Source organism: Flammeovirga kamogawensis, assembly GCF_018736065.1.
GTDB classification, from domain to species: Bacteria; Bacteroidota; Bacteroidia; order Cytophagales; family Flammeovirgaceae; genus Flammeovirga; species Flammeovirga kamogawensis.
In genome coordinates this window covers 4,449,960-4,462,311 of the sequence record NZ_CP076128.1, presented here as the reverse complement: position 1 = coordinate 4,462,311, position 12,352 = coordinate 4,449,960, and the positions used below count along the sequence as shown (strand labels likewise).

The window sequence follows — 12,352 nt, the reverse complement described above, 5'->3', positions numbered from 1 at the left end:
TATAACAACTACATACTATACTTCTATGGTCTTATGATTTATTTCATAGGACCTTTTTTTATAAAAAAAGGCTTTATAATGTATTACATAATACATTATAAAGCCTAATATTTTGATTTAGTTAGGTACTAAATTATCCTAACCAATTAATTCCTTTTTTAAGAAGAGATAATGTTTCTTCTTCTTTAGAACCTTCTTTTACCTGATGGTCGTATTCCCAATTTGCTTCGGGTGGTAAACTCATTAAAATTGATTCTGTTCTACCATTACTTTCCAAACCAAACTTTGTTCCTCTATCCCACACAAGATTAAATTCTGCATAACGGCCTCTTCTTAGGCGTTGCCATAATAACTCTTGCTTTCCAAAGTCTTTATCTTTAGCTCTAAGCACTTGTTCTTTATATGCCGGGATAAAAGATTCTCCAACATCTTGAACAAAATGCCATAATTGGTCTGGATTTAAACCTTCTTTTTCATGATGCAGACGGTCAAAAAAGATACCACCAATTCCTCTAGTTTCTTCTCTATGAGGGATAAAGAAATAATCATCGGCCCATTTTTTAAAACGTTCGTAATAACCAAATTTAGAATTTTCGCACGCATCAAATAAATGGCTATGAAATAATTTTGCAGCTTCTTTATCAACATAATGTGGTGTAAGGTCTATTCCTCCACCAAACCAATATTCTCCACTAGATAACTCAAAATAACGAACGTTCATATGGATTATTGGCACCATCGGACTCTTAGGGTGAAGCACAATAGAAACACCAGTTGCCTTAAAGGTATCCGCTGCATTTACTTTTAATGCTTTAGACATAGGTTCGCTTAACTGCCCTTCTACTAAAGAAAAGTTTACACCACCTTTTTCTATAACTTTTCCACCTTTAATAACACGAGTTCTTCCGCCACCACCACCAGGGCGTTCCCATAAATCTTCCTGAAATTTAGCTTTTCCATCAATTAACTCTAAATCTCTACATATATCGTTTTGCAGGCCTTTAAACCATGCTATAATTTCGCTACTTTGGATTGTTTTCATGTCTATTCTGTTTCTTCTTTTTCTTTTCTTCTCGCCTTTTTTGTCTGAGGTGTTTTCTATATCCTTTAGGCTTTTCTGTTAAGTCTTTTGTTGTTGACGGAGAAGTAATTTGTTTAAAACTATCAAAACTTTTGGTATGCATAACACTCGCTCCTGTTAAAGATGTATTATCCTGGTTGGTTGAAGTGATATAAACATCTTGTCGGTATTTTTGATAAAATTTTGCTCTTAACGCTCCATCTTGTGATAAAACAACTTCTACGGTCCAATCTCCTAATACAGAGGCTGCCGTAGTTTGATTCTGACTATCAGTAAAACCGCCATCTCTTGTTACCCTTACTTTACCTTGTGCAAAAGTGTAAGACAACCTCATTTGTAAGTTTTGTAATGCCTCTCTATCCAAACCACTCATGTCTAAATCTACCTCAAAGTTTTCATTCACTTGGGAGAGAATATAGCTTAATTGGTTGGTCAATAATTCACTTACACTACTGGAGGCCGTTTGCCCAAATCCATCATAAGAATCGTTGGCCAATAATTGTCTTAATACAATTAGTCCAAAAACCTGTCTATTTAATTCTTGTTCATCTCTGTGTATTCTTTCTTCAAAACCTGCTACATAACTTTCTAAAGAAATTGGGCCAGACTCTGTCACTACCGTTGCTGGGTAATCATGAATATCGATATCAAAACCAAGTTCAGGTGCAGATAACTGCCCTTTAATCATAAGGTCTACATCTACAGGATACCTTTTTGTAATTTCTGGAGCACTCCTTACCGTACTATCTTGAATATCAATTAAAGGTAATAAACTTACTCTTTGTTCGTATTTAGCAACAATATCCATCTGTGCTGCAAATGGATCACCATTCCATTGGAGTGTTGAACCTTTATTAATTACAAACTTTTTATCCACTAGGTTAAACTCTGCAACTCGCATTGTAAAATTGTAAGCTCCTTTTACGATTTCAACATTACCAAACATCTCAAAATCTCTGTTCTTATCAATTTTCATTTGCAATTTCCCAAGGCCATTTCCTCGAATAATATCGCCTGATTTCTTATCAAAAATCATTTCGCAATACGCATCAGGAGTAATATCTAAGTTCATATTTACCTGGAAATTGGCTTGCTGAATTCCTGTTGACAGTTCTTCTTCTTTATGTTCTTTTTGTGCTTCTACTTTCTTTAAAGAATCACTTTTTACATAAACAATATATGGGTCTGTCTCATTATAATCAATGGCATTTAATGGTATATATATCTTTGTTCGCTTATTGGTTGTTGCATTTACATCAATAGCAATATCATCAAAAGGTCCTGTAATTTTTATATCACCAGTACCAAATGCAGTTCCATAAAAAAGATCATTACCTTTCTCCTCTTTCTTCATTATAAAGAAGTCGTCAAAATCAACACCTAAATCTATTAGTAAATCTTTAAAGCCCTCTTGATACTTTACCCCGCCATTAATAAAAGCAAAATGCCCATATTCATCCATTACTTTTAAATCGCTTGTAACAATTTTATCTGGCCGAACCTGAATTTTTGCTAAAGAACCTATATCTCCAAATTTATACTCCACATTTAGGTATACCAATTGAATAATGCCCTCTTGTGCGAATACATTACCCCAAAGTTTTGGTTTATCTTTTGTACCTGAGATCTTTATCCAACCTGTTACATCACCTTCTAATTTTTCTACAACCTCATCAATAAAAGGCTGAAAAATACCAATTGGTAAGTCATTTACTTCTAGTTTTAAATCTAGTTCATTACCAATTTTTTGAGGATAATACCCTCCTATTAGATGAAATTTTTGTTTGGCACTATCTAAAATCTGAAGGTTCACATTCAATGCCTCTTTTGTCCATGAAGACTGCCCATTTACATCACCCAAGTAATAATTATCAATATCTAAACTATCAACATCTACATGGCCATATACTCTAGGGTCTGTAAAAACATCTTCTATAAAAACATCTAAACTATCAACAGTACCTTTAATTTCTTGTTCGTAATACTTCTCGAAATAAGTTAAGTCTAAGCTATTTGCTTTTAGATGAAGAGGTTCTTCAATATCTTTTTGAACACGACCGTTTAGGAAGACAAATCCGTCTGCTGCATTGGTAAGGTTAAAATCTTGAAAACGAACACCATCTGGATAAATTACAACTTTAGATGGTAAATTTGAGGCTGTTGTCCAAGTTTCGCCTTCCCAATAAATTTCTGATTGAGGCAACCTAAAAATCATGCTATCACGCTCAATACCTATATCACCTTTTAGATTAAGTGCAGTGCTAAGCTCATAAAAATTGGTTTTTGTATCAAATATGATTTTATCTTCTAAAGAAAACGCATCGAAAGAGAAATCTTTTGACGCTACGCCATTAACATTTTGATGTTTAGACATTACATTAATAGAAGTATTAAAGCTCTGCTCTAAATGGTTTTTCTCTGTAAAATAATTTAATTGATTAGAGTCTAACTCTACTCCATAAAATGAAATATGATCACTACGTAATTTTGCATCTACACCTTGTCGCCTTCCAAAATCAGCTTCAAAAATTACTTTTGATTTATTGGCGATATTAATACTATCTGTAAAAATGGAGAACAGATCATTTACATTAATAATTGTCAGTTCAGCATCAACAGAATAATTTAAAATTCCTTTTTTCTCTACTTTACGTTCTTTCTTAGCGTAATAGCTTTCTTTCTCTTTTTCACTACCAAGAATTGATAGCTTAGATTCTGAATACAGTTCGGATAAATCTCTACTTAAGTTAGAAACATTAAAGAACCCTGCCATATTAAATTCAAGAAAATCAGATTCAATATTTAGTAACCTAAGTCCGTTCCCCATCACTTTGGTAACCGCCATTAAGCGTTCTATATTAAGTTCTTTCTCTTTATTAAAAACTTTAGTTCCGTAAAAATTAACTCCTCCAGAAATTCCTGTGTCAATAACTTTATCAAAAGAGGCTTCTATATTCGTTATTAAGCCAACATCTTTGTCTGCAAGGTTTATTTTTTTGAAGTTCGGGACATTTATGCCTGCTTTAAAATCGAAAGTACTATCATTAAAATCAAAAAGACCTCGATAGAAAAACTTTAAATTAGGATCGTTTACCAACAGTCCTCCTTTAAAATATTTCTCCTTAATGTACGTACTATCTAGGGCTATATTTCTGTATGTATATCCATTTATACCTAAACGGTTGACGTTAGCATTTACTTTCAATTTCATTTTATCAATAGTAAAACCTTTACCATCAATATCTCCTTCAAAGTCTAGCTCACCTAACCATTTATAGCCAAAAACACCATTTAAATCTAAGCTATCTATTTTTAAATAGCCTTTATATTCTTCCTCCTTCATAGAAATATCCATTATTGGATTTAACTTTCCATGTTCAGAATCTACAATTGCATCTAATTCAAAATCGTCTAAAGTACCTTGAAAATCTCCATCTAAAGATACACTACCAAACATACTTATATATTCTTGTGTAAATTCTGGTATATAGGGTAAAAGATCTTGTACATAATAATAAGACGGTTCAAATGCCAAGTTCATCCAAGTGCGTTCGTCTGCCATTACCTTATCAAACACAAAATCTCCTCTCACTCTACTTCCTCCTCCAAATCTCAGATTGGTATCTTGTAATTTAAAGCTATTTACTTTGCCTTTTAGTTTAACATCTCCGGCTATGTAATCGTGAATAGAATCAAAGTATACAAAAAAGTTAGACAGGTCATCGGTATGTAAAACGGACTTTTTAAGGTCTACATTCATTACTACACAATGGTAGAAATCGTTGTAATCAGAATAATCATCGTATTGGAGGTCAATTAAACCTCTTACACTACTAGAACCGATATCTCCTTTTAAATTACTTAATGTTAACCCTGTAGAGGATATGCCGAGGTAACTATCTAAGTCTTCAATTTTTAGTTTACTTCTACGCTCTAACGCACTTAAATTTTTGATATCCATAGCAATAGTATCTCTCACAATTTTTAAGTGAGATACATCTGCATTGATATCTAAAAATTCCATATCATTTACATCAAAACGACCTTTTTCTCTATGAGGAACTGTGCTATTTAATAAAAAATAACGAGCATTACGTAAGTAGACTTTATCAAATTCTAAGTGAATATTTCCTGGTTCTTTATGCTCAAAACGATGAATCCCCCTTGGATCTCCAGATAAATACTGAATCCATTTCGTCATGTTGTTCATAGAGTCAACCCCAGAATCCATGGTCATTTCTACATTAACATCTTGAAGTGTGGTCTCTTCTACATGAATGTAATTATCATCGTTATAGATGAGCTTAATAAAAGAGAAATCTAGTTTAACTGTGCCTACTTCAATTAATGGAATGCTATCTAAATCTAAAATTTGCACCTTATTCAAGGTCCATGTATCAAACCAATCAATATCAACACTTTTAATAGTAGTTGGGTGTTTTGTTTTTTCGGTAATTGCCGTTGTTAGGTTGTCTATTAAAACCGATTGGATTTGTGGTATTTGTGAAAAACTCATTACGTTTAACCACAAAAATATAAGCAATGCAATGAATCTGAAAAACCAAATACGTACAAACCTAAGTCCCTTTCTTAATAGAAAGCGTCTTTTTAGCTTCTGCCAATTTGTAAGTACTTTTTTTTGTTTTTTCTTCCCCAAAAGTTTGTTGTGCTTATTGTAAGTAATAAACCATAAATCTTATCTATGATAAAACTACTAATGTGATAGCCTTCAAAAATACGGTTTTCGTGCCTCCTTTCCGTAATTTTTTATAAAAAAATAGAGATCAATCTTAAAATAAAAGGAATAGATGATAAGAAGTAGCAAATAATGTTACCGAAAGTTGAATTGAATTGATTTTTGGCAAAAAAATAAAGCAATAACAATCGCGGTTTATTCGATTATCATTACTTTATTTAAAAATGATTGAGGGTATAAATAGCGTGCCTCAGTAAAAATGTCTTATGTAAAACTATCATTATTATTCATATAAATTGATTAAAATCAAATCATTAAAATAAAGTTCAAGATTAGTTTACAGGAGCTATTATTAATGCATCCATCTTCACATCGTGTTCTTCTAAAGGTAAATTTTCATTCATTTGGAACGAATATCCAATACCCCATTTCTTTGTATTTTTTTTTGTTGATAAGAAGGTGTCATAGTAGCCGCCACCGTACCCCATGCGTCCTAAATTAGAAGAAAAAGCCACTCCCGGAACGAGTACATGATCAAAATCTCCTGTGTACTCTTCTTCTATAGCTGGTATTAATGTACCAAAACGTTCTTCTCTTAAATGTTCTACACTATGAAGTATTAAATGCTTTAACTCTCTATTAGGCAACGTTTTAGGCACTACAACTTTCCACCCCAATGCCAAAGCTTTCTTTATTATTTTATAAGTAGATGCCTCTTTATTTATGGGTAGGTAAGTATGTAAAACAGCAGCACCTTGGGGTACTTGATCCCAGAATGCTGCTGCAATATATTCTTCGGCTAAAAGTACTTCACTAGGCGTAAGTTGATTTCTTTTAGCAATTATTTCTTTTCGTAATTTTTTCTTTAACGCTATCAAAAGTTAGGCGGTTACAGGTTTCATTTCTGCATGAGCAACTGATCTTCTTTCAATCTCATGTTTTGTTCTACTTGTAAATCTAATAAACAATAAAATAGCAGACAATGTTAGACCTGTTGATAAACCTATCCATACTCCTAAAAAGCTTAAATCTGTATATGTAGTTAGGTAGTACCCTAAAGGTAGTGAAACCACCCAATACGATATAAAGCAAATAAAAGTAGGGACTTTTACGTCAGTTATTCCTCTTAAAGCTCCTGTCATAATCACTTGTGCTCCATCAGAAAGTTGGAATAAAGCAGCAAAAATTAACATAGAAGCAGCATACTGAATTACTTCTTGATCATCTGTAAATAAAGACGGTAAAAAGTTATTAAATACAGCAAAACTAATGGCAGAAATAGACATGGCTGCTAATGCAAATTGGAGTCCTGTAAACCCTGCAGTTCTGGCTTCCTCCCAATTATCCTGACCAAAGTAATTACTTACTCTAACAGAAACGGCAGAAGCTACACCACTTACCATCATAAATGTAAGCGATATCATGCTCATAACAATTTGGTGTGCAGCCATTGGTTGTGTACCAACTGTACCTACAATCATTGCTCCTACAGCAAATGCACCTACTTCCATTAGTGCCTGGAAGCCAATTGGTAAACTAATTTTCATCTGTGCTATAAGCTTTTCTTTATGAATGTTTACAGCCATAAAACCACTTATATATTTATGAAATTGTTTATTGTTTACAACGTAGAACATCATGCCTACACCACCAACTAAACGGGCCACAAATGTACCGATTCCAGCACCTACTAAACCTAATTCTGGTGCACCATATTTACCATAAATAAGTACATAGTTGATAACAAAGTTGATAATATTAGACAGTAACGTAAAATACATGGCAACTTTAGTACTCTTTACACCTTCTGCAAATTGCTTAGCGGTAAAAAACACCATCATTGGAACAAGAGAAAAAGCATTGATCATAAAATAAGTACGCGATGCTTCTACTACTTCTTCTGTTTGCCCCATATACCCCATTAGTCTAGAAAGACCAAAAAGAATTATTAGGAGAACAAAAACAAAAGTTCCATTTAAGAACATACTGTGCTTAAAAAGACTTCTCATTTCAACATAATCTTTTCTACCATAGGCTTTTCCAACTAACGGAGTAACGCCTACAGCAAAGCCAATTCCAAAAACTAGGAAAATAGCAAACAGACTATTAGCAAACCCTGCCGCTGCTAAAGAAACTGTATTGTAATGGCCCACCATTACGTTGTCTATAATATTTGTTAGGTTTTGCCCTGCCTGTGATATAACAACAGGAAGTGCCAACTTCAATGTATCTTTATAGTGATATGAATATTTTTGTAGAATACTTTTCATTCAAAATTATGCTTACTTGTAAACCAATCAAACAAACAATTCTTGAGGAGATAATAATTGATCGGTCTACAAAATTACGAGTGTTTTTTGGATTTGTTGTAAGTAAACACATTAGATTAACCATTATTATCCATAACTACCAATATTCATAGTATTTAATTATAAATCACACAAAATGAACAAGTTAATTAAACCACTTTTTCCACTAAAATCAAAATTTCACAAAGTGTGATTCAACCATATTTTACTAAAAAACAAAGGCAGGAATACAAGTGCACTCCTACCTTTTTACTTATTTATTCTAATACGAATGTCACGTAAACATGCCAAATTAAAATATAACATTAACAGAGCAGGGAAAGTGGAAACGCTTTCCCTTTTTTGTTTCCCACACTTCCAAAACACTCAATCAGCAGAAATCAAACAATTCATAAATCAATAGACATTAACTTTATCATTTCAGATATTCGTATAACTTTGTATTCAATCCCTTAAAAATTTATATGAATAATTCGAATTCTATAGACTTTTCCTCCCCTTTCTGGAAAGCAAAATATTTACTGATTGATAGTAGGTTATTAACAGCTCCAAGTCAAACAATTTTTTTCGCTTTAAAAGGCATAAAAAGAGACGGACAGAGTTTTATAGAAGAATTATACAAAAAAGGAGTGCGGAAATTTGTTGTTACTAGTGATTTTGACGAAGGCTATAAATACAAAAATGCTGAATTTATATATTGCCTAAATACACTAGATACACTACAGAAACTTACACAATACCATCGTTTACAATATCCCAATTTACCCGTAATAAGTATTACTGGGTCTAATGCCAAAACGATTGTAAAAGAGTGGTTGTATTCTATTTTAGAAATAGATAGAAATGTAGTTAAAAGTCCAAAAAGCTATAACTCTCAAATTGGGGTTCCATTATCTGTTTGGCAAATAAACGAAAAACATGATTTAGGAATTTTTGAAGCAGGAATCTCCAAACCAAACGAAATGCAACATCTTGCTTCTATTATTCAGCCAACTATTGGGCTTTTTACTAATATTGGTTCTGCACACGATAAACATTTTACATCCTTAGAACAAAAGGTAAAAGAGAAAGGCTCGCTTATTAATCACTGCGATTATGTGATTTACTGTAAAGACCACCAACTAATTGATGCAGAAATGCAAACTAAGTCTTGCACATGTGTTACTTGGGGTTACGATCAGACTGCATCAATCAGCATAAAAAATACAGAAAATTACACAGTTAACGTAGTTTACAGAAACACCGATTATACGTTACATATTCCTTTTACAGATGCCGCATCTTTTGAAAATGCAATGCACTGTGCAACGATGATGGTACATTTGGGCTATAAATTTAGTGAAATCAATAACCGTATTGGTAAACTAAAAAGCATCCCTATGCGTCTTGAAAAAAAAGAAGGAATACAACAAACTACGTTAATAAACGATTTTTACAACAATGATTTAGGAGGGCTTCAGATTGCTTTAAGTTTCCTTGCTCAAAACCAAGAACATAAATCAAGAACACTTATATTATCAGATCTACTACAAGGTGATACTGATAAAAATGCACTTTATAAAAAAGTACATGAGTTGTGTAATGAATATGAAATTACACGTTTTATTGGTGTAGGAAAGCAATTACAAGCACATCAAGAAATATTTAAAGGATTAAATACTTCGTTTTTTACTGATACCAACACTTTCAGAAAAGCTATAAAAAATAAGTCTATCACTTTTTCTAAAGAACTCATATTATTAAAAGGTGCCAGACAATTTGAGTTTGAAAAAGTAGCAGCACTTCTTCAGAAAAAAATACACAGCACCCAACTAGAAATTAACTTAGATGCTGTAACTCACAACCTAATGTTTTACCGTTCTTTACTACACAGTACTACCAAAATAATGGTTATGGTAAAAGCATTAGGGTATGGAAGTGGAAAAACTGAACTTGCCAATACTTTACAATATAACCTTGTAGATTATTTGGGCGTTGCTTTTGCAGATGAGGGCGTTGAATTAAGAGAAAATGGTATTCGAACACCAATTATGGTACTTACTCCTTCTCCAGATTCTTTCGAAACAATGCGAATGCACCAACTAGAGCCTGAAATTTACAGTATTGAAATGCTTGACGCTTTGGAGCATTACTTGGAAGAAGAAGATACAGAAACGGCATTTAAAATTCAGCTTAACTTTGATACTGGAATGCATCGTTTAGGATTTACAGAAGAAGAACTTCCTTATTTATTCCGAGTTTTAGACAGGTTGAAAAACAAGGTTAAAGTAACAGGAGCTTTTACACATTTGGCAGGTGCAGACGAAAATATTCATGATTTATACAGTAAAGGGCAGATTGAATCGTTTAAAAAAACAACAGCCCTTTTAGAAAAAAACATTGGGTATACAGTGATTAAACATTGCCTAAATTCTGCAGGAATTGTAAGGTACCCAGATGCACAAATGGATATGGTTCGTTTAGGTATTGGTTTACATGGCATAGAAGTAAATGGAATGAAACAAGAAGATTTACATACCGTTGCCACTTTAAAAACCGTAATTGCTCAAATTAAACAAATGAATACCGGCGATACTGTTGGTTATAGTAGAAAAGGTGTAGTTAAAGGACAAAGGAAAATTGCTACAATAGGTATTGGTTATGCAGACGGCTTTGACAGACGTTTAAGCAACGGTACAGGTAAGGTTATTATTAATGGATACTTGGCTCCTATAATTGGTAATGTTTGTATGGATATGTCAATGGTAGACATTACGGATATCCCTGCCGAGGTTGGTGATGAAGTTATCATCTTCGGAAGAAACCGTTCTATATCTACCATTGCTAAAGAAATTAATACAATTCCTTATGAAATTCTTACCTCAATTAGTCAAAGAGTTAAGAGAGTATATTATATGGAGGGTTAAAACTCCTCTCCTTTTACACTTGCTGTTGTATAATTTACTGGACTTGCGTTATCCAATAAGTAAGATCTGTATTTTACAAAGATAGAATCTTGTGTTTTTAATAAGTGGTATTCCTGGCCATTAATAGAAAAAACATCTAAGCCTTCTAATGTAAAATCTTCACCTCCAAGAGAAACTATCTGATTATCAATTTGCCACGCAACAGAATCTGTACCTAACTGTAAACTATTCTGAAGTGTAATTTGCCAATCAGAGCCATCATAAGGTTTAAAAGCTAAACTCTTTTTATTACCATCATAGACCATATAACCCTGAAAAGATTCTTGATGTACTTCATCTCCACCTGGCTTATCATAATACACTACATCAGAATTATAAATAAAATTACCCTTTTCTGGCAATCCATTATCACCCGAGTCTCCATCAATTTCAGATCCACAACTTGCTAATGCAAGAAGAAAACCTATGAATATATATAAATGTCTTGTTTTCATTATCCCTTAAATTTAAAACCAACTAACAACTGAAAGTTTTGATTGTAAAACTTGTCATCTTCAAAAGTTATATCAATAAATCCTCTAGAGTATCTCCATTCTAAAAAGAAATGATTCATTGCTGCACCAATACCAGCAGTAAAACCAAAATCACCACCTTTGTATAGGTTGTCAGTATCTTGGTAGTCTCCTGTAAAACTTCCTTCTCTTCTGTGTGCACTAGCCAAAGCTGCTCCATAAAGCCCTCCTTTAAGGTAGATATTATCACTTAAATAATAGTTTACTAATACAGGGAAAGTAAAGTAATTTAGAACATCAGTATAATTTACAGATTCATCAGAATAACCTAACTCATGGTAGTAACCAGAAAATTGCGTTTTCTGACCTAGCGCATTGTACATTACATCAAATTCTAACGATAGATCTTGTGAGATAAAGAAGTTAAATTTAAAGCCAAGATTCACGCCAGTTCTTGCTTTAATTCTTGTATTAGCATAATTAATATTTGTATTTAACTGAGGTGCATTACCACTTGGAATAGACCAAATTGGACCGCCAAAAAAGCCCCATTCCATTGCTTTTTTTGTAGAACCTGTTACAACTTCTTGCTGAGGCTGAGATTGATTTTGTTGATATTCCGTAGAAGTTTGACTCGAACTTCCTTGGTCATTTTGGGTTGGTGAATTTTCCTGTGCGTAAGTAGTAGTAAATGTCATAAAAAATAACATCACAGAAACACCTAACTTTAAATATCGCATTAGTATAATTTTAAGTGTAGATTTTTTAACTTGGTTGTAATTAGAATCAAATTATCTAATACACCACATAAACAACAATAAACATATTTAAAAAATTGATTAATTCTT

The 12,352-nt window shown here is 32.9% G+C and carries 7 protein-coding genes; 1 reads left to right on the top strand and 6 read right to left on the bottom strand.

The annotated features are described in order from the left end of the window. Positions 1–133 precede the first annotated feature (133 nt). The 4 genes from hemF to KM029_RS18150 form a co-directional block, all read right to left on the bottom strand. On the bottom strand, positions 134–1,042 hold the full coding sequence (gene hemF / locus KM029_RS18165; RefSeq protein ID WP_144074604.1) for an oxygen-dependent coproporphyrinogen oxidase: 909 nt from the start codon (positions 1,040–1,042) through the stop codon (positions 134–136). After that, positions 1,023–5,597 carry a translocation/assembly module TamB domain-containing protein gene (locus tag KM029_RS18160; protein ID WP_144074603.1) on the bottom strand — a complete coding sequence of 1,525 codons (4,575 nt, stop codon included), beginning with the start codon at positions 5,595–5,597 and terminating at the stop codon, positions 1,023–1,025. Before KM029_RS18160 ends, hemF begins: the two co-directional genes overlap by 20 nt. 512 nt (positions 5,598–6,109) lie before the next feature. Beyond that, positions 6,110–6,655 (bottom strand): 5-formyltetrahydrofolate cyclo-ligase, encoded by a 546-nt coding sequence (locus tag KM029_RS18155; protein ID WP_144074602.1) that lies wholly within the window; start codon positions 6,653–6,655, stop codon positions 6,110–6,112. 3 nt (positions 6,656–6,658) lie between these two features. Further along, positions 6,659–8,047 (bottom strand): MATE family efflux transporter, encoded by a 1,389-nt coding sequence (locus KM029_RS18150; RefSeq protein ID WP_144074601.1) that lies wholly within the window; start codon positions 8,045–8,047, stop codon positions 6,659–6,661. 503 nt (positions 8,048–8,550) lie between these two features. On the opposite strand from KM029_RS18150, the gene KM029_RS18145 reads away from it, so the two are divergent. Next, positions 8,551–10,992: a bifunctional UDP-N-acetylmuramoyl-tripeptide:D-alanyl-D-alanine ligase/alanine racemase gene (locus tag KM029_RS18145; protein ID WP_144074600.1), complete on the top strand. Its 2,442-nt coding sequence runs from the start codon at positions 8,551–8,553 to the stop codon at positions 10,990–10,992. On the opposite strand, the gene KM029_RS18140 is transcribed toward KM029_RS18145, so the two are convergent. Together KM029_RS18140 and KM029_RS18135 are read right to left on the bottom strand one after the other, a co-directional pair. Beyond that, positions 10,989–11,486, bottom strand: a complete 498-nt coding sequence (locus KM029_RS18140) for a hypothetical protein (protein WP_144074599.1) — start codon at positions 11,484–11,486, stop codon at positions 10,989–10,991. The genes KM029_RS18145 and KM029_RS18140 overlap by 4 nt on opposite strands. Beyond that, entirely contained in the window at positions 11,486–12,244 is a 759-nt protein-coding gene (locus KM029_RS18135) for an outer membrane beta-barrel protein (protein ID WP_144074598.1), read from the bottom strand. The genes KM029_RS18140 and KM029_RS18135 overlap by 1 nt, the downstream gene beginning before the upstream one ends. Between the last annotated feature and the right edge of the window lie 108 nt (positions 12,245–12,352).

Excerpts from the sequence above, each read along its gene's own strand:
- KM029_RS18135 (WP_144074598.1), bottom strand. The coding sequence starts at position 12,244 with ATGCGATATTTAAAGTTAGGTGTTTCTGTGATGTTATTTTTTATGACA.
- KM029_RS18145 (WP_144074600.1), top strand. The coding sequence starts at position 8,551 with ATGAATAATTCGAATTCTATAGACTTTTCCTCCCCTTTCTGGAAAGCA.
- KM029_RS18160 (WP_144074603.1), bottom strand. The coding sequence starts at position 5,597 with ATGAGTTTTTCACAAATACCACAAATCCAATCGGTTTTAATAGACAAC.
- KM029_RS18150 (WP_144074601.1), bottom strand. The coding sequence starts at position 8,047 with ATGAAAAGTATTCTACAAAAATATTCATATCACTATAAAGATACATTG.
- KM029_RS18140 (WP_144074599.1), bottom strand. The coding sequence starts at position 11,486 with ATGAAAACAAGACATTTATATATATTCATAGGTTTTCTTCTTGCATTA.
- hemF (WP_144074604.1), bottom strand. The coding sequence starts at position 1,042 with ATGAAAACAATCCAAAGTAGCGAAATTATAGCATGGTTTAAAGGCCTG.